This window comes from Saccharomonospora marina XMU15, assembly GCF_000244955.1.
Taxonomy (GTDB): Bacteria; Actinomycetota; Actinomycetes; order Mycobacteriales; family Pseudonocardiaceae; genus Saccharomonospora_A; species Saccharomonospora_A marina.
On record NZ_CM001439.1, the window covers coordinates 4142735 to 4169137 of the forward strand.

25 protein-coding genes are annotated in these 26403 nt (G+C 67.4%); 4 read left to right on the forward strand and 21 right to left on the reverse strand.

Annotation, left to right across the window (positions count from 1 at the left end; genetic code table 11):
- Window positions 1-19 precede the first annotated feature (19 nt).
- Entirely contained in the window at window positions 20-754 is a 735-nt protein-coding gene (locus SACMADRAFT_RS19545; protein ID WP_009155569.1) for a GAF and ANTAR domain-containing protein, read from the forward strand.
- On the opposite strand, the gene SACMADRAFT_RS19550 is transcribed toward SACMADRAFT_RS19545, so the two are convergent.
- Complete coding sequence (locus SACMADRAFT_RS19550) at window positions 696-2051, reverse strand: MFS transporter (RefSeq protein ID WP_083840949.1); 1356 nt, start codon at window positions 2049-2051, stop codon at window positions 696-698. The two genes, SACMADRAFT_RS19545 and SACMADRAFT_RS19550, sit on opposite strands and share 59 nt — an antisense overlap.
- 92 nt (window positions 2052-2143) lie before the next feature.
- Here SACMADRAFT_RS19550 and SACMADRAFT_RS19555 point away from each other — a divergent pair, with 92 nt between their 5' ends.
- Complete coding sequence (locus SACMADRAFT_RS19555; RefSeq protein WP_009155571.1) at window positions 2144-2758, forward strand: TetR/AcrR family transcriptional regulator; 615 nt, start codon at window positions 2144-2146, stop codon at window positions 2756-2758.
- A 9-nt stretch (window positions 2759-2767) separates the two neighbouring features.
- Here SACMADRAFT_RS19555 and SACMADRAFT_RS19560 read toward each other — a convergent pair whose 3' ends face one another.
- The 19 genes from SACMADRAFT_RS19560 to SACMADRAFT_RS19650 all read right to left on the reverse strand — a co-directional run bounded on the left by SACMADRAFT_RS19560 (window position 2768) and on the right by SACMADRAFT_RS19650 (window position 23107).
- Window positions 2768-3604, reverse strand: a complete 837-nt coding sequence (locus SACMADRAFT_RS19560; RefSeq protein ID WP_009155572.1) for an SAM-dependent methyltransferase — start codon at window positions 3602-3604, stop codon at window positions 2768-2770.
- Between the two features lie 94 nt (window positions 3605-3698).
- The gene (locus SACMADRAFT_RS19565; RefSeq protein WP_009155573.1) at window positions 3699-3986 is read right to left on the reverse strand and encodes a hypothetical protein; all 288 of its coding nucleotides are present in this window, start codon (window positions 3984-3986) and stop codon (window positions 3699-3701) included.
- Window positions 3987-3989: 3 nt separating this feature from the next.
- Window positions 3990-4652, reverse strand: a complete 663-nt coding sequence (locus SACMADRAFT_RS19570) for a 3-oxoacid CoA-transferase subunit B (RefSeq protein WP_009155574.1) — start codon at window positions 4650-4652, stop codon at window positions 3990-3992.
- Window positions 4636-5313 carry a CoA transferase subunit A gene (locus SACMADRAFT_RS19575; RefSeq protein WP_009155575.1) on the reverse strand — a complete coding sequence of 226 codons (678 nt, stop codon included), beginning with the start codon at window positions 5311-5313 and terminating at the stop codon, window positions 4636-4638. The genes SACMADRAFT_RS19570 and SACMADRAFT_RS19575 overlap by 17 nt, the downstream gene beginning before the upstream one ends.
- Complete coding sequence (locus SACMADRAFT_RS19580; protein WP_009155576.1) at window positions 5310-6242, reverse strand: SDR family NAD(P)-dependent oxidoreductase; 933 nt, start codon at window positions 6240-6242, stop codon at window positions 5310-5312. The genes SACMADRAFT_RS19575 and SACMADRAFT_RS19580 overlap by 4 nt, the downstream gene beginning before the upstream one ends.
- 62 nt (window positions 6243-6304) lie before the next feature.
- A complete protein-coding gene (locus SACMADRAFT_RS19585; RefSeq protein WP_009155577.1) occupies window positions 6305-6973 on the reverse strand; it encodes a response regulator in 669 nt (222 codons plus the stop codon).
- A 13-nt stretch (window positions 6974-6986) separates the two neighbouring features.
- On the reverse strand, window positions 6987-7754 hold the full coding sequence (locus SACMADRAFT_RS19590) for an IclR family transcriptional regulator (protein WP_009155578.1): 768 nt from the start codon (window positions 7752-7754) through the stop codon (window positions 6987-6989).
- Between the two features lie 3 nt (window positions 7755-7757).
- Window positions 7758-8801 (reverse strand): hypothetical protein, encoded by a 1044-nt coding sequence (locus SACMADRAFT_RS19595; protein ID WP_009155579.1) that lies wholly within the window; start codon window positions 8799-8801, stop codon window positions 7758-7760.
- On the reverse strand, window positions 8798-9349 hold the full coding sequence (locus tag SACMADRAFT_RS19600; RefSeq protein WP_009155580.1) for a UGSC family (seleno)protein: 552 nt from the start codon (window positions 9347-9349) through the stop codon (window positions 8798-8800). Before SACMADRAFT_RS19600 ends, SACMADRAFT_RS19595 begins: the two co-directional genes overlap by 4 nt.
- 126 nt (window positions 9350-9475) lie before the next feature.
- On the reverse strand, window positions 9476-10462 hold the full coding sequence (locus tag SACMADRAFT_RS19605; RefSeq protein WP_009155581.1) for an ABC transporter ATP-binding protein: 987 nt from the start codon (window positions 10460-10462) through the stop codon (window positions 9476-9478).
- Window positions 10459-11496, reverse strand: a complete 1038-nt coding sequence (locus SACMADRAFT_RS19610) for an ABC transporter ATP-binding protein (RefSeq protein ID WP_009155582.1) — start codon at window positions 11494-11496, stop codon at window positions 10459-10461. Before SACMADRAFT_RS19610 ends, SACMADRAFT_RS19605 begins: the two co-directional genes overlap by 4 nt.
- Window positions 11493-12368 (reverse strand): ABC transporter permease, encoded by an 876-nt coding sequence (locus SACMADRAFT_RS19615; RefSeq protein WP_009155583.1) that lies wholly within the window; start codon window positions 12366-12368, stop codon window positions 11493-11495. Before SACMADRAFT_RS19615 ends, SACMADRAFT_RS19610 begins: the two co-directional genes overlap by 4 nt.
- Window positions 12355-13386, reverse strand: coding sequence for an ABC transporter permease (locus tag SACMADRAFT_RS19620; protein WP_232285437.1), 1032 nt, complete (start codon window positions 13384-13386; stop codon window positions 12355-12357). Before SACMADRAFT_RS19620 ends, SACMADRAFT_RS19615 begins: the two co-directional genes overlap by 14 nt.
- Window positions 13383-14984, reverse strand: a complete 1602-nt coding sequence (locus tag SACMADRAFT_RS19625) for an ABC transporter substrate-binding protein (protein ID WP_009155585.1) — start codon at window positions 14982-14984, stop codon at window positions 13383-13385. The genes SACMADRAFT_RS19620 and SACMADRAFT_RS19625 overlap by 4 nt, the downstream gene beginning before the upstream one ends.
- Window positions 14985-15233: 249 nt before the next feature.
- Window positions 15234-16352, reverse strand: a complete 1119-nt coding sequence (locus tag SACMADRAFT_RS19630; protein ID WP_009155586.1) for an NDMA-dependent alcohol dehydrogenase — start codon at window positions 16350-16352, stop codon at window positions 15234-15236.
- 123 nt (window positions 16353-16475) lie between these two features.
- Window positions 16476-17660, reverse strand: a complete 1185-nt coding sequence (locus SACMADRAFT_RS19635) for an HNH endonuclease signature motif containing protein (protein WP_009155587.1) — start codon at window positions 17658-17660, stop codon at window positions 16476-16478.
- 170 nt (window positions 17661-17830) lie between these two features.
- A complete protein-coding gene (locus SACMADRAFT_RS19640) occupies window positions 17831-20221 on the reverse strand; it encodes an HAD-IC family P-type ATPase (RefSeq protein WP_009155588.1) in 2391 nt (796 codons plus the stop codon).
- 20 nt (window positions 20222-20241) lie between these two features.
- On the reverse strand, window positions 20242-21573 hold the full coding sequence (locus SACMADRAFT_RS19645; RefSeq protein ID WP_009155589.1) for a serine/threonine-protein kinase: 1332 nt from the start codon (window positions 21571-21573) through the stop codon (window positions 20242-20244).
- 88 nt (window positions 21574-21661) lie between these two features.
- Entirely contained in the window at window positions 21662-23107 is a 1446-nt protein-coding gene (locus SACMADRAFT_RS19650; protein WP_157617278.1) for a CHAD domain-containing protein, read from the reverse strand.
- Between the two features lie 505 nt (window positions 23108-23612).
- Here SACMADRAFT_RS19650 and SACMADRAFT_RS19655 point away from each other — a divergent pair.
- Window positions 23613-24443, forward strand: a complete 831-nt coding sequence (locus SACMADRAFT_RS19655; protein WP_009155591.1) for an MEDS domain-containing protein — start codon at window positions 23613-23615, stop codon at window positions 24441-24443.
- Window positions 24440-25435, forward strand: a complete 996-nt coding sequence (locus tag SACMADRAFT_RS19660) for a sensor histidine kinase (RefSeq protein WP_009155592.1) — start codon at window positions 24440-24442, stop codon at window positions 25433-25435. The genes SACMADRAFT_RS19655 and SACMADRAFT_RS19660 overlap by 4 nt, the downstream gene beginning before the upstream one ends.
- Here SACMADRAFT_RS19660 and SACMADRAFT_RS19665 read toward each other — a convergent pair.
- Window positions 25365-26372, reverse strand: a complete 1008-nt coding sequence (locus SACMADRAFT_RS19665) for a YihY/virulence factor BrkB family protein (RefSeq protein ID WP_009155593.1) — start codon at window positions 26370-26372, stop codon at window positions 25365-25367. The two genes, SACMADRAFT_RS19660 and SACMADRAFT_RS19665, sit on opposite strands and share 71 nt — an antisense overlap.
- Window positions 26373-26403: the final 31 nt, after the last annotated feature.

Below are 26403 nucleotides of genomic sequence, written 5' to 3' on the forward strand. Positions count from 1 at the left end.
TCACGCGGAGCCTGGAGTCATGACGGAGCAGCCGAGCCTCGCGGGCCGCGCCCAGCTCGCCGATGTCTTCAGCCGGGTCGCGCGATCACTGGAGCCGGAACCGGACGTGGAACGCACGGTGCGCAACATCGTGTCCGCGGTGTCGGCGTCGGTTCCCGGAGCCGAGCACGTCGGCGTCTCCCTGCTGGAGGACGGTCGGATCCGCTCGGTCGCGCCGTCCAGCGCGCTCGTCGCCCGGCTGGACGAGATCCAGCACGAGCTGTCCGACGGACCGTGTGTGGACGCCACCTTCAGCGGCCAGGTGTATCGCACCGGTGACATCGTCGCCGACGGGCGCTGGCCCAGCTTCGGTCAAGCCGCGGCCGAGCTCGGCATCACCTCGATGCTCGCCGTCCGGTTGTTCACCGCCAACACACTGCTGGGTGCGTTGAACCTGTACTCAACGCGCACGGACGCGTTCGACTCCGACGCCGAGCACCTGACCGAGCTTTTCGCCGCGCACGCCGCCGTGGCACTCGTGGGCGCCAACCGCCAGGCACAGCTGCGGGCAGCGCTGAACGCCAGGGACGTCATCGGCATGGCGAAGGGCATCCTGATGCAGCGGCACGGCCTCGACGAGGACCGAGCCTTCGGGATGCTGATCCAGGCCTCGCAGCACGCGAACATGAAGCTGCGTGAGGTGGCGCAATGGCTGGTCACCGAGTGCTGCGAAGACCATCCCGGTCCGAGGTCGCTGCCACCGCCGGGGAAGTGAACGCGAGCACAGCCACCACCAGCAGCGCGGCCGCCATGGCGGCGAAAGCCCGCCCGTAGCCGCGGGCCAGGTCGGCGGGCCCGGCGAATGCTGGTTGAGCCACGGTCGTCAGCACGGCCAGCCCCAACACCGCCCCCACCTGTTTCGTCGTGTTCAGCAGGCCGGAGGCCGCTCCGGCATCCGCTCGGGGAACCCCGGACGTGGCGGCGAGGGTGACCGGTGTGTTGAGCAGGCCACTACCGACACCGATGAGAACGGCGGGGCCGAGCACGCCGACCAGGTAGCCGCTTTCCGGCGTGAGCCTGCTCTGCCAGACGAACCCGGCGGCGGCGACGAGCGCGCCCACGCCCAGCAGAGTGTGTCCTCGCACCCGATGCAGCAGCCTCGGCGTGACCACGACGCCGAAGACGATGGCCAGCAGGGTGTGCGGCAGGAATCCGAGCCCGGTCAGCAACGGTCCGAGTTGCAGCACCTGCTGCATCGAGAAGGCCAGGAAGAACCACATCGGACTCAGGCAGGCACCCGCGACGAGCGCGATGACGTTGCCCCGCGCGACCTGCCCGTGCGCCAGCAGCCGCGGCGGGATCAGCGGGTGGGAAGCCCATCTGGTCTGCACCGGTACGAACAGCGCCAGCGCACAGCCGCAGGCGAGAAGTGCCGTGACCGTGGCAGGGTCGCTCCAGCCGTGCGTGCCCGCCCTCGCCAGGCCGAACGTGCCACACACCAGCACGGCGACCGCGAGCGCGGCGCCTGGCAGGTCCAACCGCGGCCTCGTGCGCGCCCGGTCGCAGGGCAGGCAGCGGGCAAGCCAGGCCGCCACCACGCCGATCGGCACGTTGACCAGCAACACCGCCCGCCACGACACCGTCTGGGTCAGCAGCCCGCCCACCAGGTTGCCTGCCGTGCCACCGGCCAGCCCCACTCCCGTCCAGATCGCCAGCGCACGGGTTCGCGCGGCGCCTTCGAACGCGGTGCCGACGACAGTCAGTGTGGCAGGGGCCAGCACGGCCGCGCCGAGCCCCTGCGCGGCCCGCGCCGCGACCAGCGTTTCCTGCCCGCCTGCCAGGCCGCCGACCAGGCTCGCGGTGCTGAACAGTGCCAGACCCGCCAGCAAGGTCCGCTTGTGCCCGTACAGGTCGGCAACCCTGCCACCGAGCAACAGCAGGCCCGCGAACACCAGCGTGTAGGCGTTGACGACCCAGTGCGAGGCCGTGACGTCGAGGCCGAGCGCGGTCTCGATCCGGGGCAGCGCGACGTTCACGATCGAGACGTCGAGCACGACCATGAACTGCGCCATGCAAACCGCGGCCAGAGCCCGCAACGCCGTCCCCCCTTCGGTGCCGATCCTGATACATCTGTATCAAATACATCTGTACCACAATCGGTGCCGTGCCGAGAACAGCCGATCACGCCCAGCGCAGATCTCAACTCATCGATGCCCTCCTACGGGTCGCCAGCAGGGCGGGCCTGCACGCGGTGACGATGCGGTCGGTGGCCGCCGAAGCGGGAGTGTCACTGCGGCTGGTCCAGTACTACTTCCGGACAAAAGCCGGCCTGATGCACGCCGCACTGGAAGAACTCGAACGGCGCGCGCACGAACGCTGGCAGGCCCGGCTGGCCCGGCTGCCGCAGCACGCGCCGGCCCGCGCGCACCTCGAGGCGTTCCTCACCGAAGCGTTGCCGACCGACGCGCCGAGCCGGACCTTCCACCTCGTGTGGACGTCGTACGCGGTGCTCGCCATGACCGACCCCGAGCTGGCGCGCGAGCCGTTCGTGGCCGGCCCGGACCGGCTGGAGTCGCGGATCACCGACACGCTGCGCGGGGCGCGAGCGGCGGGTGAGCTACGGCCCGACCTCGACCCCGCGACGGAGGCGGCCCGCCTGGTGACGCTCAACCACGGGCTCGGCACCAGCGTGCTCATCGGCCAGCGCACCGCCGAGGCGGCCACGGCCCTGCTGAGCCACCATCTCGACGAACTGTTCGGCCCCGAGCCCGCCGGCTGAGGACCGATGTCAGGGTTTGCGGCCCAGCGCCGCGAACGCGCTACTCGCCGACGGCTCGTCGGCGAACTCCTCGGACGCGGGCGAGTCGGCAACCTCCGGGTGCCACAGCGGAACCCACACCACGCCCGGCTCCACCAGGTCGAACCCGTCGAAGAACCGGGTGAACTCCTCGCGCGTGCGCAGGTGCAGCGCAGAACCCGAACTCTGGTACTGGCTGCGCACCTGCGCGCGCTCGCTCGCGCCCTGGCTGGGCACCCCGTCCTCGGTCAGGTGGGAGCTGAGCAGGTACGAACCGGTTGGCAGCAGGTCGCGGTAACGCGCGACGAAATCGTAGGGGCCGTCCTCGTCGCCGAAGAAGTACAGCACGTTCACCACGATGAGCCCGACCGGCTTGCCCGGGTCGAGCACACCGGTCGCGAGCGCTCGCTCCCAGATGTCGTCGGCGTGCCGCAGGTCGCCGTGCAGCACCGCATGCCTGGCCGGGTCTCCCTGCCGTTCCAGCAGCACCCGCGAGTGCGCGACGGCGACCGGCTCGTTGTCGACGTACACGCAACGGCTGCCGGGATTCACCGAGTCCGCTATCTCGTGGACGTTACCGACCGTCGGCACGCCCGAGCCCAGATCGAGAAACTGCGTGACCCCCTGCGAGGCCAGGTAGCGAACCCCCCTGCCGAGGAACTCCCTGCCGACCCTGGCCATGGTCCGCACCAGTGGAAAGGTCTCCACCACCTTGGCGCCGAACTCCCTGTCGATGGCCCAGTTCGTCGTACCGCCGAGCAACCAGTCGTAGATCCTCGCCGGATTCGGGTGATCGAGGTCCACACCCTCGGGAACGGGTTCCGACATCGGCACTCCTCACACGTCGACCTTCGCATCACACTATCGAGTCAGAGCTGGTGCGAATGTGAGGTGCGACCTGCCCGCATCGCCACCCGGTGTGCTAGGCGTCGTTGCCGTCGAGCCGGTTGTTCACCCGGATCTCGGCGAGGTCGATGCCGTGTCGGTACAGCGCCTCGGTGAGGAAGTCGGCAACCAGCCGCTCGTCCACCGGGCAGCCGGGCGTTGCGGCGCCGCCGTCGACGTTGTCCGGCGCGTGCCCGTCGGTCAGCTCCACGGCCAGCGCTCGCCGACTCGCGTCGTAGGAGCGCAACACCAGCCTGCCGCCGTCCGAGGCGACGATGCGCGCGAGGCCCGCCACCACGGCAATAACCCTGTCCGCGTCCCACACAGCTCAGACCGTCAACGTGCGGAAGGTGTCGTCCCAGTACAGCGGCGCGCCGGTCACCCGCTGCACGTCCCGCGGCGTCATGCCCTCGACCGCCTCGTCGAGCCGCAGCCCCCGCTCGGTGACGGTCAGCACCGCGAGGTCGGTGTAGACGCGTGTGACCGCCCGCACCGCCGTGAGCGGGTAGGTGCACTCCCGCACGATCTTCGGTTCGCCGTCGCGGGAGGTGTGTGTCATGGTCACGAACAGGTTCGGCACCGAAGCACCGATGTCGGCGGCACCGCCGATGCCGCCGAACTTGCGGCCCGGCACGTTCCAGTTCGCCAGATCCCCGCGCTGCGACACCTGGTAGGCACCGATGACAGCGGCGTCGATGTGGCCGCCGCGCAGCATGGCGAACGACGTCGCGGAGTCGAACATGCTCGCCCCTGCCGTCAGGGTGGTGAACCGGCCGCCCGCGTCGACCAGATCCGGATCACGCTCGGCCTCGGCCGCTTCGGGGCCGAGGCCGAGGATGCCGTTCTCGCTGTGCAGCACGAAGTCCTGCGAGCGGGCCAGCGTGTCGGCCAGCAGCAGCGGGATGCCCACGCCGAGGTTGACGTACCAGCCGGGCCGCAGGTCCTTGGCGACCCTGGCCGCGATCCGGCCGCGATCAAGCGGGGTGACCATCGGCGCCTCCCTCCACGACGATGCGTTGCACGAAAACACCCGGCGTGTGCACCGATGCGGGCTCGAAGCCGTCGTCGACGACGCGATCGACATGCGCGATCGTCACCTTGGCCGCGGTCGCCATGAACGGGTTGAAGTTCTGCTGCGCGTGCCGGTAGTGCAGGTTTCCCCACGGATCGGCCTCGTGAGCACGGACGAAGGCGACATCGCCGCGAATGGCGGGTTCAAGCAGGTAGTCGACACCGCGCACCGTCACCACGTCCCTGCCCTCGGCGAACCGCGTACCCAACCCGGTCCTGGTCAACGCACCACCGAGCCCCGCGCCGCCCGCCCTGATCGCCTCGGCCAGCGTGCCCTGCGGAACCAACTCCATCCGCATCCGGCCCGACTCCACCGCCTCCCGCACCACGTGGTCGGCGGGGCCGAGCGGGTAACTGCACACCAGCGTGTCGACGGCCCCGTCGCGCACCAGCCGTGCCGCCCCCACCTCGCCCTGCCCACCGTTGAGGCACACCAGCGTCAGCCCGCGCACGCCCTTGTTGGCGAGCGCCTCGAACAGCAGCATGGGGTACCCCGCGCCCGCGAAGCCACCCGCGAGCAGTACGGCACCGTCGGCGACGTCGGCCACCGCCTCCTTCGCCGTCAGGACCGGCTTCCTCACCGGCTCTCCCGGTCCATCTCTCCGGTGACGTCGAGCGGAATGAGCGGCACCGGGCCCGCGAGGTGCTCCGGCGCGGCAGGCGAGTAGGCGAAGTTCTTCGCCCGCGCGCCACCGTCGACCACCAGGTCGCAGCCGGTGATCAGCCGCGCGTAGTCCGAGCACAGCCACGCCACGCAATGCCCGATGTCGGTCGGTGTGCCGGTGGTGCCCATCGGCACCAGCGGCGGTCGCTGCCCGTCCCAACGGGTCGGCCTGCGCCACGGCTCGTCACCGGTCGGCCCGCCCAGTCCCTTGACGCGGGGCCGGTCCAGCACCCCACCCGGCCCCTGCTCCGCGATCAGGTCGGGGTTGTCAGGCGTCGGCGCGGTGGGCGTGAAGCCGTTCACGCGAATCCCGTAGGGCGCCAGGTCCATCGCCGCGGCACGCACGAAGTTGTTGACACCACCCTTGTGGAACGCGTACGCGATAACCCCCGCGGTGCCGGACCAACCGTTGGACGACGAGATCGCCACGATCGAGCCCCGGATGCCGCGCTCGGCCATGTGCCTGCCGACGTACTTGGTGTTGAGGAAGTTGCCCATCGCGGCCACCTGCACGGCCCTCGAGAAGAACTCAGCGCTCTCGTCCAGCACGCCACGCCCGCCGAGCAGCGCCGCGTTGTTCACCAGAATGTCGATCTTGCCGAAGGTGTCGACGACGGTGTCGAGGTAGCTCTTGACCTGCTCCTCGTCGGTCACGTCACCGGGTATCGCGATCGCCGTGCCGCCGTTTCGCTCGACCCGCTCGACGCTCCTGTTCGCGGCGTCGGCGTCGATGTCGTTGCACGCCACCTTGGCGCCGTACCTGGCCAGCGCCAGCGCGATGCCACTGCCGATGTTGGGGCCTGCTCCGGTGACCACGGCGACCTTGCCGTCAAGGGAAATCTCCACCCCGCCAATCTAGAAATGCCGTGGTAGCGAGGCTCCCCGCGAATGACGCGAAACCGGCTACGTCATTCGACGGTTCCCGGCGGCGGTACCAGACCTTCCCTGATCGCGAGCAACGCCGCCTGCGTACGCGAGGCCAACTGCAGCTTCGCCAGCACGTTGCTGACGTGGGTGCGCGCGGTGCGCTCGCTGATCGTGAGCCGCTGCGCGATCTCGCGGTTGGAGCAGCCCTGCGCGACGAGTTTCAGGATCTCCCGCTCCCGCGAGGTGAGCGCGGCCAACCCGGAACCGGGTGCGGACAGCTCACGGGTCAGGCACCGGGCCACCCTGCCGGACAGCCTGGTCTCGCCGCGCATGGCTGCGCGCACGGCATCGGCCACCTCCTCCGGCTCGGCATCCTTGAGCAGGTAACCGCTCGCACCGGCCTCCAGCGCGGCGCGCACCCGCTCACCTTCCCCGAAACTGGTCAGCACGACCACGGCCACACCCGGGTAGTCACGCGCGATCACGGAGGTGGCCTCCACCCCGTCGATACCCGGCATCAGCAGGTCCATGAGCACGACGTCGGGACGCACAGCCGACTCGGCCAGATACCGCAGCGCGTCGCGCCCGTCCTTGGCCTCCCCCACGACGGTGATGTCGTCCACCATGTCCAGGTAGGCGGTCAATCCTCGACGGACAACGGCATGGTCGTCCACGAGCAACACAGTGGCGGCCTTCTCACTCACCCGCATTTCACAGCTCCTCCTAACCGGCCACGCCGGAACGGCTGTGCCGCCGAGCCCCTGGTGCTCCGAGCGCACGGGAAACCCCGCGCGCGGCTGTCACGACAGCGGGGATGAGACGGCGATGGTCGGTGCCCGCGCTCACCACGACCGACAGCGCCGAGCTGACCAACCCGGTCGAATCCACGATCGGCGCGGCCACCGACAGCGCGTCCAACGTCATGTGCCCGTCGCAGACGGCGTACCCGGCACGCCGGATCTCGGCCAGCGTGTGCCGCAGCCGCACCGGGTCGACCACCGTCCTCGGCGTGTACCGGCGAAGCGGCGAGGACAGCACGGTCTCCTGCACCTGTGTCGGCGCGTGGGCGAGCAGCGCCAGCCCGGCGCTGGTGGCGTGCAGCGACCTGCGCCTGCCGAGCGTGGTCAGCACCGGAACGGCGCCGGGGCCGGACAACCGCTCCACGAACACGATCTCCATGCCGTCCCGGACGGCCAGCAGTACGTTCTCACCGATCGCGTGGTAGAGGTCCTCCAGGTACGGCCACGCCACGTCTCGCAGCCCGAGCGCCCTCGGCGCCAGTGCCGCCGTCTCCCACAGCCGCAGCCCGATGCGGTATCCGCCCGGCCCGCGCTCCAGCGCACCCCACCGCACCAACTCGCCCACGAGCCGGTGCGTCGTGGAGATGGGCAGCCCGCTGCGCCTGGCGATCTCGGTCAGGTTGAGTTCCAGGTGGTCGACCGTGAAGGCCTCGAACACCCGTAGTGCGCGGCGAAGCGGCGATTCCCGCATCGCTCAGCCCGGCACGACTCGCTGGATGGGATGGGCCGTGCGGGACCAACCCCCGAACCCGAACGGACGCACGACCATGGAGATCGCGGCGTTTCGAGCTCCGGCGACCATCACCAGCAACTGCTCCGGCGATGGCAGCATGTGCAGCCCGTACTCGTCGATGCCGGGGCCCTCCTGGTCGCCGAGCCCCTTGCCCGCTCGCTCGAGGTCGGCGTGGCTGCGTACGCAATGCTCGTAAAGCCACCGCTGCACATCGGCCTTGGAGAACCCCGCATCGGCGAGTTGTTGCGCGTGCTCCACGCTCAGCACCAGGCCCGCCGACGAGTGCCTGCCGATCGCCGCCCCGGTGCGCCAGATCGTGTCGGCGAGATCCCACAGCACGCGCTCGGCGTCGGTGGTATGCCTGTTGTCCACGAACTCGCAGGTGCGCAGCAGCAACGCGGTAACCGTGTTCGTGCCCTCCGGCCTGCCGAGTTCGACCGAAAGCGGCTCCCAGGGGCTGTCCTCCTCGTTCTCCCCGATACACAGCGACCACCTGCCCGGCACGCCCTGGGTGGCCTGTTCGAGTTCCTGCGGTCGAACGCCCAGCACGTTGCGCACGATCAGTCCCACCGCGCGGGCGATCGTGGCGTTGGCCCGAAAGCCCGGCCCGAACACCCCGCCCTTGCTGTTGATGCCCAACTCCTGGCGGATCGGTCCGTTGACGATCAGCAGCGGGGCGGGCCCGCTCGTGCTCTGCCACGCGGCACCCGACACCCGATCCTGACCGAGCGCGTCCCACGCCGCGAGCACGACGGGCAGGTACTCCGGCCTGCACCCGGCGAGTGCGGCGTTGACAGCGGCCTGCTCGACCGTGCACTGCCGCTTCAGGTGCGGCAGCGCGGCGATCACCTCGTCGCGGGCGCGGGGGGTGTGCGCGAGGAACTCCTCGACCATCGACGCGGTGACCGGCACGACGGGCAGCCCGTCGGTCCAGCCCTGCGCATAGGCGTGCTCGATGGCGCCTCTGGCGTAGTCGAGCAACTGCTCCTCGCCGGTGGCCGTCATGCGGCGACCGTGGCGGTGTCCGCGGTCAACACGTCGACGATCTCGTCGAGGACCTGCTCGGCACGCTCCGCGACCCCCGCCTCGTCGAGCAGCGCCAACGGGTGCGGGATGCGCACGTACCGGTAGCCGGGGCTGCCCTGCAGGTCGGCCATCGCATCGGCGCTCGCGACGAAGGCTTCCGTGCAGATCACCACCGCGGGGATTCCGGCGTTCTCGACGGCGAGCCCGTCGGCGATCGCGGAAGCGCTGCAGGAACCGCAGTCACCGACACCGACCACCACCACGTCGCACTGCTCGGTGAGTTCGGTGAGGAGGTCGGCGGGCACCGGATCGGTGATGCTGAGCTTCTTACGCCGAACGAATGCCGCGGCACCGTGCCGCTCGCTCAGCAACGAGCCGACCGCGTCGAGCATGGCCTCGGCGTTGGTCTTGGTGTTGGCGAGCAACCCCACGGTGCGGCCCGCGAGGCTCCGCGGCCGGGCGGCCAGCGGCATAGCCTCCGTGCGCTCGGCCGGTGTCGCGGTCGGGTCGATCATGGCGTCGAACATGGCGACAACTCCTTCGTTGGACCTGCCTGCGCAGACGGTAGTTTTCGGCCGGCGAGCAGCGCCACGAGTCTTCCACCGCACGGAAAACCGCGGGCCCCGGCGAAGGAGCCCGCGGTCGACCGGTACCTACTGTTCCGGGAAGTGGCAGGCCACGCTGTGCCCCGGGGTCAGCTCGCGCAACACCGGAGCCTCGTCCGCGCACCGCTGCACGGCGCGCGGGCAGCGGGTGCGGAAGCGGCATCCGCTGGGCGGGGAGATCGGTGACGGCGGCTCGCCCTTGATACTCAACGCCTTGCGCTGCCGCGCCGTGCTCGGGTCGAGCTCGGGGATGGAAGCCAGCAACGCCACCGTGTACGGGTGCAGCGGCGCCCGGTACAGCGTCTCGGCGGGACCGATCTCGCACAGCTGACCGAGGTGCATCACCGCGACCCGGTCGCTGACCTGTTTCACCAGCGCCAAGTCGTGAGAGATGAACAGATAGGACAGCTTGAGCTCGGTACGCAGTTGCTCGAACAGGTTCAGTACCTGTGCCTGGATGAGCACATCCAGTGACGACACCGCCTCGTCGCACACGATGAGTGCCGGGTCCAGCGCGATCGCCCTCGCGATCGCGACCCGCTGGCACTGGCCGCCGGACAGCTCGTGCGGCCTGCGCTTGCCGTAGGTGTCCGGGTTGAGGCCGACCAGGTCGAGCAGCTCACGCACGCGGCGGGCGCGTTCGCTGCCGTTTCCCACGCCGTAGCCCACCAGTGGCTCGGCGACGATGTCCGACACCCGCCAGCGCGGGTTGAGCGAGCCGAACGGGTCCTGGAACACCATCTGCATCTGCCGCCGGGCCTCGGCGATGCCGCTGCGCTTGGCGTGCATCAGATCGGTGCCGTTGAAGTGCACCTCGCCCGACTTCGGCCGTGGCGCCTGGATGATGGAGCGCGCCAGGGTGGACTTTCCCGACCCGGTCTCGCCGACCACCCCGAGCGTTTCCCCGGAATGGATGTCGAACGACACGTCGGAAACGGCGTGGACCACGCCGCCCTTCACCCCGCCACGGCCTCGCACAGTGAACTCCTGCACGATGTTGCGCGCCCGAAGCAGCGGTTCTTCCACAGTGGTCACTCGGTTTCACCGTCCTCACAAGGGTGCCAACACGCCCACCAGTGGCCAGGCTCGTGCTCGGTGAAAGCGGGCGCCTCCTGCCCGCAGTCTTGCTGTGCCCTGGAGCAACGAGGCTCGAACGGGCAGCCGGGCGGAAGCGCGGTCAGGTCGGGCGGTTGGCCCGGCGTGACCGGCAACAGGGCGTGCGGCTGCCGTTCCAGCCTGGGTATCGCACCAAGCAGCGCCTTGGTGTAGGGCATGCGCACATGCGAGAACAGCGTGGTAGCAGGCGCGTACTCCACTGCCCTTCCCGCGTACATCACGATCACGTCGTGCGCATAGCTGGCCGCAAGGCCCAGGTCGTGGCTGATCATGATGATCGCCATTCCCAGCCGCTCCTGCAGTTCCAGCAGCAGCTCCATGATCTGTGCCTGCGTGGTGACGTCCAGCGCGGTGGTCGCCTCGTCCGCGATGAGCAGTCTGGGGTCCGCGGCCAGCGCGATAGCGATCATCACGCGCTGTCGCATACCGCCGGAAAGCTGATGCGGGTACTCGTGGAAGCGCCGCTGCGGCGCGGGCAGCCGCACGAGCTGCAGCAGTTCCATCGCCCGCTCGTATGCTGCCCGCTTGTCCATGTCGCTGTGCGCGCGCACCGCCTCGGTGATCTGCACACCGACCCGCATCGTCGGGTTCAGCGAGCGGGCCGGGTCCTGGAACACCATCGCGATGTCGGCACCGCGGTGCCTGCGCATCTCCCGCTCCGACAGGTTCAGCAACTCCATGCCCCGGAAGCGGGCCGAGCCGCTGATCCGAGCCGTCGGCGGGAGCAGCCCCATCAACGCACGTGAGCTGACGCTCTTGCCGGAGCCCGACTCACCGATGATGGCGAGCATCCTTCCTTCGTGCAGCCGGTAGCTGAGGCCGTTCACCGCGTTGACCCGCCTGCCCCTGCCGGTGAACCGCACCCGCAGGTCCTCCACTTCCAGTAGCGGCTCCGCCCCACCGTAGGCGGGTGCGGCCGCGGTCGCGGCGTCGCTGATCTCCTCGATACTCATCGGCCGCTCCAACGGGCACGCAGGGTCTCACCGAGCAGGTTGAACGCCAGCACCGTGAGGAACAGCACCACCGACGGCCACACGACCAGCATCGGCGTGGCCGACAGGGCCTGCTGCCCCTGGGAGATCATGTTCCCCCAGCTCGGTGCCGGTGGGGGGATGCCGAGACCGAGGAAGCTCAGCGCGCCCTCGATCACGATGATGATGCCCATGCCGAGCATCGCGAACGTCACCAGTTGCGGGATGATGTTGGGCGCGATGTGCCGGAACAGCATCCGCCAGCCACTGGTTCCCGACAGTCTCGCGGCGGTCATGAACGGCTGCTCCCGCAGTCGCAGGGTCGCGGCACGGGCCACCCTCGCGAACGCGGGCACCGAGAAGAACGCCAGCGCGAAAATGGTGTTGGTCTGGCTGGGCCCGAGGCTTTGCGCCACGGCCAGCGTCAGCACCAGCGAAGGGAACGCGATCAGCACGTCGAGCACCCGCATGATGATCGCGTCCAGCACCCCGCCGACGTGGGCACTGACCGCACCCAACGTGCCACCGACCAGCAACCCCAGCACGTTCACGGCGACACCGACGACCAAAGAGGACCGCCCACCGTAAAGGATGCGCGACCAGACGTCGTTGCCGTTGGGGTCGGTGCCGAGCAGATGCCCCTCCGAGAACGCGGGCAGGTTCGACTCCAACACGTTTCCGCCCACCGGGTCCGGAACCGACCCGATCACCGGCCACAGGAAGCACCCGCCGATGATCACGACGAGCAGGCCGACCGGAAAGGCGAGTTCCAGGTAACGCAGCCAGCCTCGCAGCCGGCTCTGCCCGGTCTCGGCGAGCAGTGCGGAAGAAGCCGATGCCTCAACTATTGCCATAGCGGATCCTCGGGTCGAGCACGGCGTAGAGCAGGTCCGTCAACAGGTTTGCCAGCACCGCCACCACCGCGAACACCACCACGCACGCCTGCACCACCACGAAGTCACGGGTGTTGATGGCCTGCAGCAGCAGCTGGCCGATGCCGGGCAACGCGAAGATCTGCTCGATGATCACAGTGGCGCCGATCAGGGTGCCAAGGTTCAGGCCGACCACCGTGAGCAGGCCGAAGGAGGAGTTGCGGAACGCGTGCCGCAACAGGACCTGCCACGGCCCGATGCCCTTCGCTCTCGCGGTGATGATGTAGTCCTCGCCCTGCAACTGGTCGACCAGGTCACCACGCAGGAAACGGGTGTAGAAGCAGAACAGCGGGAAGGCGATCGACACCGCGGGCAACAGCATCGCTCGCAGGTTCTCGCCCAAACCCTGACTGACGGGGACGAAACCGATAGCCGGGAAGAACGCGAACTGCACCGCGAACAACAACACCAGCAGCAGTGCGATCACGTAGTTGGCCACGGCGAGCCCCGTGATGCTGACGAACATGCTGATGCGGTCGAACAAGCGGTTCGGCTTGTACGCGGCGAGCAGCGCGACCGGGACCGCGAGCCCCAGCGAGATCACGAACGCCAGCCCCACCAACTCGCCGGTGACGGCGAACCGCGCACCGAGCTCACTGGTCACCGGTTGCCCGCTCACCAAGGAGTTGCCCAGGTCGCCGGTGACCGCGCCACCCAGCCAGTCCAGGTAGCGCTGCACCGGGGGTTGGTCGAGCCCCATCTGCCTGTTCAGCGTCGCGATCTGCTCGGGTGTCGCCTCCGGGCCGAGCAGCAACTGGGCCGCGTCGCCGGGGATGAGGCTGAGCACGATGAACGTCAGGATGCTGACACCGAGCACGATCGGAACGGCCGCGAGCAGCCTTCGGACGATCAGCCGCAGGCTCGGTGAGTGCGCGAGGCGGGCGACGACGCCCGGGGCGGCTTCCCGGGCGTCGTCTGTGACCGGTTCCGTGATGGTCACTTGCTCATCCACACCCCGTCCCACAGGATTCCGGTGTTGACCAGAACCGGCGGGATCTTGGTGTCGACGCCGGGACCGTGCACACCCTTCGCCGCGATGTTCGCGGGAGCGAAGGCCAGGATGTAAGGCGCGTACGCCTTGTCACTGATCAACTTACCTGCCTCGGCGTACAGCTCACCGCGCTGCTCCGGCTCGATCGTGGCCGCCGCGTCGTCGAGCAGCTTGTCGAGGTCCTTGTCGTGGACACCACTGAACGGTGCCTCCGAGTCGAACCGGAAGCTCACACCGACGCCCGCGGCCGGGTCCCACGCCCCTGCCGTCTGCAACATCGCCTCCCACTTGCCGGAGTTGAAGTTCCCGATCAGAGCGTTCAGTTCGTGCGACTCGATCGTGGTCTTGATGCCGACCTCTTCCCACTGGCTCTGCAAGGCCGTCATGACCTGCTCGGCCACGTACTGCTTGATCGTGCCGAGGTTGACTGTCAACCCTCCCAGTTCCTTGACCAGTTGCTTGGCCTTCTCCGGGTCGTACGTGCGGTAGCCGGGGACGGTGTCCTGGTGGAACAGGCCTCCGGGGCCTGTGAACGTCTGGGCCGCGGGGTAGGCGCCCTTGAACAGTCCCTTGCTGATGGCCTCCGCGTTGGTCGCGTAGTAGATCGCTTCGCGTGCCTTCTGGTTGTCGAACGGCGCCCGCGAAGTGTTCAGCTGCACCAGGTACGGGGAGGTGGCCGGCTGCTGGGTCACCGTCACCTGGGCGTTGCCCTTTGCCTGCTCGATGAGCGGGGTGGTCACCATGCCCTCGTAGACGTGTGCCTGTCCGGCGAGAATCGCCTGGTACGCAGGCTGGTCACCGCCCACCGACTTGATGATCAGCTCGTCCAGGTACGGCTGCCCGTCCTTGAAGTAGTTCTCGTTCCGGGTCAGCCGCAGCTCGGAGCTCAACCGGTTACTGACAACCTTGAACGGCCCCGCACCCACCGGCTTGATCTTGAACTTGTCCTCGCCCATCTTCTCCAGTGCAGTCGGAGAAGCAATCCAGTTCGCATTCGAGACCACAATGGAGTTGATCACTGCGGCGTAGGGCTGCGTGAACTTCAGCACCACCGTGTTGTCGCCTTCGGTGGTGATTCCACCGTTCTCGGCCAGCGGCCAGCGTGGCGCACACGTGCAGGTCGATTCCAGGTCACGTTTCCAGTTGAACGCCACGGCCTCCGCGTTGTACGGCGTACCGTCACTGAACTTGATGCCATCACGGATGGTGATCTTGAGCGTCTTTCCGCCGTCGGAGAACTCGTAGCTCTCCGCCATCTCCGGCTCGACACGGGCATTGCTCCCGTCGTCGTCCGCCACGAGCTTGAACAGGCCACCGAAGATGGCGTTCATGTGGCTCAGGTTCGCGCCACCCGTGGTGTTCGTCGCCGGGTCAAGGCCGCTGGGCCAGGAACCGGCAAAACCGGACGAAAGCAGCACGGTGAGCGAGCCACCCCGCTGCGGTGGGCCCTCCGACCCTGCACTCGTGTCGGCCGGGCCACCCCCGCACGCGGCGACGACGAAAATCACCCCCACGAGTGCGATGATCTGCCGAATTCTTATTCTCACGTGCATCTCCTGCTTCGGTAGCGCCGTTGGACCGAGGTAACTCCGATGCGGCTACAGGTTCCCTACTCGTCTCGGATCGGAGCAGAGACCTTTCGTGAGGTGGAAGAGAAACTTCCTGCCACTGCGTAGTCTCGTTCCGCGGGCGTAGCGGACCTACGTCATTTGTCGCGATATTGCGTCACGGTGGGTTATCTCCGCACGTCAAGCAGGGCATGACAGGCGGTGAAGAAGATCGACATGTCCGGAAACTCAGTGTTCGTGGACAATCACGCCACGAATATTCTTGCCGTCCAGCATGTCCTGGTAGCCCCGGTTGACCTCGTCCAGGGCGTATCGGCGAGTGACCAGCTCGTCCAGCTTGAGGTCGCCGGCACGGTAGAGATCGAGTAGCCGGGGGATGTCATAGAGAGGGTTGCTGTCACCGAACAACGCACCCCGTATTTGCCGCTGGTATCCGATGAGCATGCCGGCGGGCACATGGACGGCCTTTTCCTCGAGCTTCCCAACGGCGGTCACGGTTACCTTGCCCGCTTTGCCGGTTACCTGAACGGCCGCATTGACGACGTCCTCCGTGAGCACGCCTGGCGTACAGATCGCATGATCGGCCAGCTGGCCCCAGGTGGCCTCGACGACGAAGTCGTGCGCGGCTGCGGCATCGGCGAAGGTGTGCGTCGCCCCGAAGACCTTGGCCATGTCTCGCTTGAACTCGACCGGGTCTACTACAACGACGTAGCGGGCTCCGGCATATCGTGCACCTTGAACAGCGTTACTGCCGACTCCGCCAGCGCCGTATATAACGACCGTTTGCCCTGCTCGCACTTCGGCCGCGTGCACCGCCGAACCCCACCCGGTCGGCACTCCGCACCCGACGAGGGCCGCGATCTCGAAGGGGATGTCATCGGCCAACGCCACACATGCCCACTCCGAGACGACGGCATACTGCGAGAACGTTCCCAGCGTGCAGAACCCGCCAAGGTCGGTGTCGCCGTCGTGAAATCGGAACGTTCCATCGGAGAACATGCCGGTGGACGCATTCTTGCCCTCGTCACACATGTTCTGATGACCGGTTGAGCAGGGGCGACACTTGCCGCACGCAGGAATGTACGAGCAGACGATGCGGTCTCCAGACTTCACCCTGGTTACATGGGGCCCGACCGACTCAACGATGCCTGCTCCTTCGTGACCTCCGACAACCGGTAGTCGCACCGGAGCGTCACCACGGGTTATGTGGTCGTCGGAGTGGCACAGGCCTGCGGCATAGAACTTCACCCTGACCTCGTGTGCTCTTGGGTCGTCAAGCTCGAGTTCCGTGACTTCCCAAGGTGAATGCGCACGGCGTGTGATCGCTGCACGAGTCGTGATGGTCATTCGATAATCCCCTCCCGCGGGCTCACAGTGCCGCAGTGATGCAGCCGACGATGCCCGGAGGGTCAGCGCGAGGCTAGCTGCCTTTCGTCTCGCGGAAGCGCCACACTGCTCCGCCGTGATCTGCTACGGAATCATGGGGTCATGGATCGGTTCCGGCACGCTGCTGTAGCTCTGTCCCGATGGTGTCCGCACGGTGAGCCGTTGGGTTCGATGGTTGAGCTGGTACGTCCACCCCGGAGCGGTCTTCAGCCGGTGGTGTCGTCGGCAGTAACCAATGAGGTTCCTCGCGTTGGTGTGTCCGCGACGGAACCACGCGGTGGCGTGGTCCACATCCCCGAACTGGCTGGGGCGATGGCAGCCGGGGAACCGGCATTCGCGGTCGCGGACCCGAACAAAGTCGTCCGTGACTCTCGGCGGCCGGTACCGCTTGCGACCGACGTCGACCGGTGCACCGGTGCGGGAATCGGTGATGATCCTGCGCCAGGTGCTCGCGGGATCGTGGGCGAGCTGGCGCGCGATCCACGCGGGAATCGTGCCGTGCCCGGCCAGGTATGCCGGGTTGTCGTTCATTTCCAGCAGGGTGCGTAGGTCGACGTAGACGAATACTTCCGCCTTCGGCCCCTGTGCACTGCGGTTACCGGCCTTGCCGAGGACTGTGTCCGCGAAGACGTCGGCACGGAGTTGGTCAAGAGTCCGTGGTTCGTCGGCGCCACGTGACTTCCGCGCCAAACGATCGATCCGGGCGTACGCCGCACCGGCGACTTCTGCGGGCAGATATGCCGTGATGCTGGCCATCGAGTCCTCGCGGTGCGCAAGCTCCACTCGGCGCTCCGCACGGCGTCGCGCGGCTCTTTGCGCCGAACCGTCCGGATCGACCTTGTTCACGACGTACGCAGCCGAACGTCGTAGCTGTGTTGGAGTCTTGCCGTCCAGTCGGCCGGCCATGATTTCGTCGACCTGTCGGACGTGTTCGTGCGACAGAGAGGCAGTCGGACCCGCAATCTTCGACGCCTTGTGGGAATCGAGATCTCCGCGTTGCATAGCCTGTAGTGTCTTCGGCAGCCGGTGAATCAGCGCTCTGGCCATCGAAATCCGCCTGCCCGCCGACTTCTCGTTGATTGCGAGGGTCAACGCCAACTCAGCGGCCGCCTCGGTCGGGCTTCGCTGGGTACTCTCATATCGAGCGATCTCCTTTAATTGCATTGCTTGCAGGCGCGCGATACGCCTCTCAAGCGAGCGAATCTTGTCGAGGCTGCTCTTTCCGCCGTGATCCGCGGACGAGCGAGTGGAATTTCTCTTCTCCCCCATGGCGACGATCGTAGCTTCCGATCGCCTTTCTCGGCGTATCCCGATCAGGTGAAAAATGACAATTCGCACGGACGCCGATTTCGCCTATGGCGAATGGACCTTTCATGTCACGAATTGCGTGTGTGCGGCTGGGCGCATGCTCGTATGCTCACCACGTGTCCGAACTTGTGTTATCTCTGCGACAGCGGGGCGCCCGCGATTCTGCCGCTGATCCGCCAGCCCAGTTGGACCAGCAGGATGCCGACGCCCGCACATCCGAGAGCAACCAGGATCTCGGTGTAGCCGCCCGGCTCGAGAAGGAACAACTCTCGGGTCAGCGGCAGCACGAACATCAGCGCGGACAGTGCCGTCATTCCTGCGATGAGGGCCCACTTCCACCACACGTACGGCCGCGCGATCATCGCGAGTACCCACAGCGCGACGGTGATCAGTGTGATGAGGGCCGCTGTACTGGCCTGAACGTGGTCGATGTAGGTGGGTTGCTGACCTTCACGAACCAGGAGGTAGGAAGCGAAGCAGGCGACCGAGGCCGCTACGCCGGCAGGTACGGCCGTACGCATGACCCGCGTGACGAACCCGGATCTTGCGCGCTCCTTGTTCGGGGCCAGAGAAAGCACAAAGGCGGGCAACCCGATGGTGAACCATCCTGTGATGGTCACGTGTCGCGGCAGGAAGGGATAAGGAAGGACGTCCATCCCGATCAATCCGGGAATGCCGACCAGGATCGCAAGCAACACCGAGTACACCGTCTTGGTAAGGAACAGGGCGGATACCCGTTCGACGTTCCCGATCACCCTCCTTCCTTCGGCCACCACGTACGGCAGGGTGGCGAAGCTGTTGTCCAGCAGAACGATCTGAGCGACCGATCTGGAAGCGGGGCTGCCCGATCCCATGGCGACACCGATGTCGGCATCCTTGAGGGCAAGTACGTCGTTGACGCCGTCTCCGGTCATGGCGACGGTGTGTCCTCGTCGCTGCAACGCGCGGACGATGGAGCGCTTCTGGACCGGAGTCACTCGGCCGAAAACGGTCGTACGTTCGACGGCATCGGCGAAGTGATCCGGTGTGTCCGGCAATGTCCGACTGTCAACTGGCTCCGCGGACCGCGGCAAGCTGAGCGAGCCAGCCACAGCGCCCACGGACGCAGCGTTGTCGCCAGAAATGATCTTCAGGGAGACGCCCTGTTTCGCGAAGTAGTCGAGGGTGGCTTTGGCCTCTGGTCGCACTCGCTGCTCCAGCACGATGAGCGCGGCCGGGGTCACCCGCCCTGGGGCATGCGGATCGTCGACCGGGCCGTCTGCGCGGCCGAGCAGGAGAACGCGCAAGCCACGTCCGGCAATACGTTCAGCTTGGTCGCGTTCGGCACTGCCCTCCTCGAGGAGGACATCGGGGGCGCCGAGTACCCAGTCACCGTGGTTTCCGAAGCTGCCACCGCTCCACTTCCGGGCCGAGGAAAAGGGCGCTACCGCTGTCGGTTCCCAACCGGGTCGTTCCGGATAGTCACGTGCGATCGCGGCGATGCTCGGATTCGGCCGTGTGTCCAGCGCCGCCAACGCGGCGAGGACCTGTTCCGGTGGCGCCTCGAGCTTGCCCAGGGGGCGCACCTCGGAGAGTCGCATCGAGTTTTCGGTGAGTGTGCCCGTTTTGTCCGCACACACCACGTCGACTCGCGCAAGACCTTCGATAGCGGGCAACTCGTTGACAAGGCAACGGCGGCGACCGAGCCGAATCACGCCCACCGCGAACGCAATGGAAGTCATCAACACCAGGCCTTCCGGCACCATCGGAACGAGCGCGGCGACCATTCCGCGCAACGCGTCAGGCAGCGCCAGATCGCCCGAGAGCTGGTTGTAGATCGACAATGCACCCGCAGGCACCAGCAGAAAGGTAATGAATCGCAGGATCCGGTCGATGCCACGTCGGAGTTCGGAGTTGACCAATGTGAACTTGCCGGCCTCTTCGGCCAGCCGAGCGGCGTACGCCTCTTTACCGACTTTGGTGGCACGATAGGCGCCCATACCCGCTACCACATAGCTGCCCGAGAGTACGTGGTCGCCGAGTTGCTTGCCGACAGGGTCCGACTCGCCGGTCAACAACGATTCGTCCACCTCGAGGCCGTCACCGGCAACCACGTTCCCATCGACGACGATCTGATCACCAGGCCCGATCTCGATGACGTCGTCGGCGACAACCTCGTTCGACGCAAGCTCAATGGTGATGCCGTCCCGGCGAACGCTGGGTTTGGCTTGGCCCACGATGGACAGTGCGTCGAGGGTACGTTTCGCCCTCAGCTCCTGGATCATCCCGACAACGCTGTTGGCGATGATCAGCAACCCGAACATGCCGTCGATCAGGTATCCCGTGGAGAGCACGATCGCCAGCAGCATCGCGAAGATCGCGTTGATCCGACTGAACACGTTCGAGCGGACGATGTCCCAGACTCCTCGACTGGCGCGGAGCGGAACGTCATTGGTACGACCTTCGGCAACGCGCTGCGCCACCTCTGCAGCAGACAGTCCCTGCTCCAGCCGCGGAGTCGTCGTTCGCTCGTCGCCCGGCATGTACTTGAACGTATCGGCTCCTAGGGGGTCCGGCAGGTCAGCCTCGGTTCGAGCGGCTGTTCACCTGCCGCGGCACCCACAAAACCAAACGCGGTCGACTCCCCTGAGGGAACAACAGCATTCCAGTCGGCGCCCGACACTGTCACGTGCTGGCCGCTTCGAGCCAGCACACCGTTCCACACGTCGTCGATGGTGTAGCCCTCAGGCAATCGCCAGGTGACGGACCAGCCAACGAGTCGACGCCCTCGCTCACCACCCACGGTGACTTCCGCTTGATAGCCACCGGGCCAGGTATTGGTCACGCGGTAGGAGGCGGTGCACCCGTGGTCGCTCACAGTCGTGGTAACAGTCGCAGAGTTGGGCGGGCTCGCCGCCTCCGGGACGGCGCCGGAGCCTGCCAGCGACATCCCGATCACGACACCGACGGCGACGAGGCAAACCCCAGCGCTTGCCGCTACCGCGGCACCCTTTCGCGGACGGCGTGCGGGAAGTACCAGCGTGCGAGGACCGGGTGGCGGCAGTACGGGAGTGCGACCCTCGACAAGGGCCACAAAAGCTTCGTGCACCTGACGCATCGAAGGTCGCTCTGCGGGGTCGTTTCGCAACATGGCCGAGACGACGTCGGCGACCGGTCCCGTCGTCTCCGGTGGAGTGATCCGGCCACGTGCTACACGAGCCAGCAGCGCGATGGTTGCGTCGGTTTCCCCGAACGGCGAATGTCCCTCCAGCGCGGCATACATTGTCGCTCCGAGGGAGAAGACGTCGGAAGCGACGGTCGCATGAGATCCACGCGCGACTTCTGGCGCGAGAAAGGCAGGCGTACCCACAATCGTGCCTGCGTCGGTAACCGTCGCTTCGCCGGTCGCCCGAGAGACGCCGAAATCGACGATCTTGGCTGTGTCTTCCGCAGTGATCAGGATGTTGCCCGGTTTGACGTCTCGGTGGACGATCCCTTCCTCGTGCGCGGCAGCGAGCGCGCCCGCGATCTGCTTGGCGATCAGGGCGACACTCGAGGCAGGCAACCGGCCTTGTTCAGCCAGTACCGCGGCCAGGCTCCGGGACGACAGGAATTCCATGACCAAACAGGGCTTCCCGTCGTGTCGCACGACGTCGTACACGGTGACGGCATGGGGATGCCGCAACCGCGCCGCGACACGTGCTTCGCGGGTGGCTCGCTGGACGGCCTGCTCGGTCAGCGCTTCCTCGGAGCCTGGGTGCAGCGACATTTGCTTGATTGCCACGGCCCGGCCCAGTTGCTCGTCGGTCGCGCGCCAGACGATTCCCATGCCACCCTGGCCAATGCGAGCTTGGAGGCGGTAGCGCCCGGCGATCAGTACGCCCTCGTCAGTCACGGAGCACACCTCCGGTTGCCGTTGGCTGGGCAGACAGCGCTATGTTCCCGGGCAGCCTTCGTGACTCGCAGAACTCCTGCGGCCACTGTCACAACGCCTTGAGATGCTGCCGGGTGACCGGACCGAGGAACTCGCGCAGGACGGCGGTGAGGTCGGCCCGTGCCTTCCGCTGTTGTGCGACCAGACCGGCCGCCAGTTCTCCCATCGCGAGCAGTGTCGCGGCGGGTGGGCGGGGATCGACGGCTTGCAGTTGCTCCGCATACGTGTGCAATGCGGCGCTTTGCACCTCGCCGTCCTGGAAGTCGCCGAGTACGTCCTGCAGCCGTTTGAGGTCCCGCAAGGCTGCTCGATGCGCGCGTGCGTCGCAGACCGGCCGGGCGACCTCGAGCAGATAGCGCAGTTCCTTGCAGCGCTTGCGCAGATCGTGCACGCGTGCGCTCGGCGACTCGGGGGTGATGGTGGCCGCCCTGCGCACGACCCGTTTGACTGCGCGACGCAGTCGCTTCTCGGCGAGTTCTCTGGCCGAACCGAAGGAAGTACTGCCCGCCGTGCCGCAATTCTGGAGCACGGCGTCCAGTTCGCGCCACCAACCGTCGAGCAGCCCGCTGAACCGCTGTGACCGCAACCCGTCCACCAGTTCGTCGCGAGCGCGGTCCCGCTGCGCACAGAGGTGTTCGGTGAAGGGGCGCAGATCCGCGGCTTCGCAGGCGAGGAGGGTGTTGGCGAGATCCTCCATGCGCAGCAGGAACACGTCGAGGTCGCGGGTGGGTGTGGTGAGGTCGCCCAGCCACGCGAACTCGGCGGCATACCGCCGCGCCAGTTCGGCGGGCAGCACGTCGCCCGCCAGTTTGAGCAGCGAGCGGGTGCGTCGTACCGCGACCCGCAGTTCGTGCAGGAACTCGGTGTCCACATCGTCCACAACGCCGCCGAGGGTGTCGGCGATGGTGTCGGCGAAGCCGAGCAGTGCGGTGGCGACGGCGGCGACGGCGGGCGTGTCCCGGGTGATCGGCGGCCTGCCGTTCCCGGCTTGCCGCAGGGCGCCTGTCGCGGTCAACAACTCGGTGTAGGCCTGCGCCGGCGCGGAGGAAGCCGATCGGATCTGGGGTTGAGCACGAAGCCTCTTGGCAAGGCGCTCGCCTGCCTTGCGGCAGCCCGGTTGCGGATACAGGGTGATCCGCACCAGCGGTTCGGCCGCGGCGGGTTCGGTGACGGTGGTCTCGATCCACTCGAACTTGGCGACGAGGTCGCCCCGACTGTCGCGGACCGCCACCTCGCGTGTGACCGTGCGGGCGGTGAGCGTCGGCAGCACCGCGCGGATACCGACCACCGGACCGAGTTCGTCCCGCACGAGCCCGCCGGGGAGTTGTTCGAGCCGAGCGGGAAACCGCGGCAACTCCTTCAGGCGCACGGTGTGAGTGTCGCCGCGACCGGTCAGCACGAGTTCCCCGGCGGCACCGGCACGTTCGTGGGTGAGCACGAGATTCTTCCTGCGCAACCTGTGGTCCGCGGTGTCGAGGTAGGTGACCGTTCGCACGCGACGCGGACCTGGATGCAACTCGTACCGGGAGCCGGCCGCAGTCGCCAGACTGCGGAGCACGGCCGTCGAATCTCCTCGCGTGGGGCGCCCTGTCCAGGTGAGGGCCGACGATCGCGCGGACTCAGGCACGGCTACGGATCCTGCTTCGGTCGCAAGCTGCTACCCCCACCACTATAGTCGCCGTCACACCACCTCGAATTCCATTCATGTTCCCGGTTTCCGCCTGATCACGCCACCATGTGCGGAACCCCGCGCGATCACGCTGCGCGACCGTGATGCTGCCGTGTGCGCGATCGTGGTCCCGTGGCGGAATCCCTGTCCGGCCCGGTGGTGAATCGGCTGCTGGACCGTATGTGACCAATCGGGTCGAATGCGGCGAACCTGGATCCGCCAGGGACGGCTCCGAAGCCGAACTCGGTGGAGTTTGCGCTGTTCAGAGGGTTTCGCGGAGGGATTGTTCGCGCGGGTTCCCGGATCCGGAAAGCGTGCCTATCATCGTTAGATGCGCCTTTGCGGAGAGGTCGACAGCGCCCGGAGCCTGGGCCTGCACGACCACGTGTGCTGGGTGTACGACGATCCCGGCGAGTTCCATTGGCGCGCCCTGGAATTCCTGTCCGACGGCCTCGCGCAGGGGCAACGTGTCCGGTATCTCACACACGGTGACGGCGACGAGTTGTTGCATGTCCTCGAGTCCGCGCCACGGTTGGCATCGGCGCTGCGTTCCGGCGCCGCGCAGGTCCATCAGCTCGCGGAGGGTGACACTGCCGCTTCGACGGCGCAGTTGCGCACCCTCGCGGCCGCCACGCACGAGGCGCTGGCCGAGGGCTACACGGGGTTCCGGGTGGCCGCGGAGGCGACCGGGTCGGTGTGCAAGCTGGAGCAGCCGTCCGAGTACGCCCGCTACGAGCACCTCGTGGACCGATACACCACGCGGGAGCCGTTCGCGGCGTTGTGTGCCTACGACCGCAGGGCGATCGGCACGGATCTGGCCGCCCAGTTCGCGTGCCTGCATCCTGCGGGTAACGCCGACATCACACCGTTTAGGCTGCACGCCTGCCGTGATGCCGACATAGCGCTCAGCGGCGAGTTGGACCTTTCCTGCCAGGACCTGCTCTGCCGAGCTCTCGAGCGGGTTGATCCGCATCCGCAAGGCGGCGAACTCGTGATCGATGCGAAGGGGCTCACCTTCGTCGACCACAGGAGCTTGTTCCGGCTCGCCGAGTTCGCGCAACGAAGAGGCGCGACCGTCGCGCTGCGCACCAACCAGAGCGCTCCCGCGCGGCTCGTCGAGATTCTCGACGTCCCCGCGGTGCGCGTGGAGTGGGTTGAATGAGATCGGGTATCGCCGAAAACCACGAGGGTTACCTGCACGAAGCCGCCTACTACGGCTCCGACGAGGAGTTCCTTTCCATCACCGTCCCGTTCGTCGAGGAAGGCCTTCGGGCTGGGGAGCCGACACTGGTCACGCTTGGTGAGAACGGGACGCGACTGCTGAAGGACGCCTTCGGTTCCCCGTCGGGACTGGCGTTTCGCCCTGGTGGCGACAGCTATACGCGTCCGGCCAGCGCCATCAAGGAGTTCCACGAGTTGGTCCGAAGCCACGTCTTCGCGGGGGCGGAGCAGGTGAGGGTCGTCGGGGAGGTTCCGCATTCCGGCACCGGTGTGGTGTGGGATCCGTGGGCCCGTTACGAGGCTGCCGTCAACCATGCGCTCGGTGGCTTTCCACTGTGGGGCGTGTGCATGTACGACACCAGGGTCACTCCCGTCGAGGTACTGGCCGATGTGGAACGCACCCATCCGATGCTGGCGACCCCGGGCGGTGGGCACGTCACCAACGCCGGCTATGTCGACCCGGCCACGTTCCTTTCCGACTACGAGCCCCGCTACACCGACCCGCTCGAGCGGTCGGCGCCCGCCGTGGAGCTGCTGTCACCGACGCCGGAGGCCGCCAGGAAGGCGACCGCGGCCGTCGGCAGGGACAGCGGCCTCGCCTCCGAGGAGGTTGAGGGTTTGGTGATGGCGGTGAGCGAGTTGGTCACCAACGGGATCCGGCACGGTGAGCCACCGGTGGAGTTTCGGCTGTGGTCGACGCGTGGTCGCCTGGTGGCCATCGTGTCCGATCGGGGCGACGGGCCGAAGGACCCGTTTGTGGGGCTGGTACCCGCGCGGCAGAACCCCGCGGAGGGTGGCCTCGGTCTGTGGATCGCCCATCAGGTGTGCCAGCAGGTGACCATGCATCGCACGGACAGCGGCTTCACCGTCCGTCTTGTCGCTGGTGCGCGGGTAGCTCAGCCCTCGCCTCAGCCGCCTGCGTGTCGGCACTGAACGCACCTCGCCTGCCCTGGGGCAGCGGCTCCTTGGTGGTGGTGTCGCTGGCTGTCTGCCGTTCGGACTCGGAGTTGATCTCGGCGCCGAGCAGTACGACGTAGCTGCTGAGGTACAGCCACAGCATCAGCACGATCACACCGGCCAGCGCGCCATATGTTTCGTTGTAGCTGCCGAAGAAGTTGACGTACAGGCTGAACAGGACGCTGCCGAGAATCCACAACACGGTGGCAGCGACCGCGCCGGGGCTCACCCACCGCCAGCGGGCGGGACTGCGGTCGGGCGCGATGCGATAGAGCAACGCGAGCGCGACGGTGAACAGCGCGATGAGCAGGAGCCACCGGACGACCTCTCCGATGACGCGGCCCGCGGTGCCGAGCCCGACGGCGTCGAAGACGATCGGAACGGCGGCCACCAGTGCAAGGGTGAGCAGAGCGAACACGATCACCAGGAAGGTGAGCACCAGCGCGACGGAACGCAGCTTGACGAATCCTCGGCTTTCGTCCTCGCTGTAGGCGAGGTTGATCGCGGTCATCAGGTTGCTCACGCCGCTGGAGGTGCTCCACAGCGCCGCGAGCAGCGCGATGACGAGCCCTACGGTGAGCGCGGCCGCGCCCGCCCCGGTGGCGGCCGTCAACTGGTCGGAGATGACCTGCCCTGCGGACGACGGAAGCGCGGAGGTCAGGCGTTGGGCTTGCGAGGCCACCTGCGAGGGGTCCGCGACGAGGCCGTAGATCGTGAGTGCCGCGATCAGCGCGGGAAAGATGGCCAGGAAGCCGAAGAACGCCACACCCGCGGCCAGGATGGAGACGTTGTCGGCCTTGGCCGACTTCGCGCCGCGGCGCACCACCTGCCACCAGCCCCGTGGTGGGATGTCGCCGGGACGGCGTGCGTGCTCGCCGCGCTTGCCGCCACCTGCCCTGTCACCTGAGTTCATGTGACGGGGATTCCCCGCCCGGGCCCAGGCC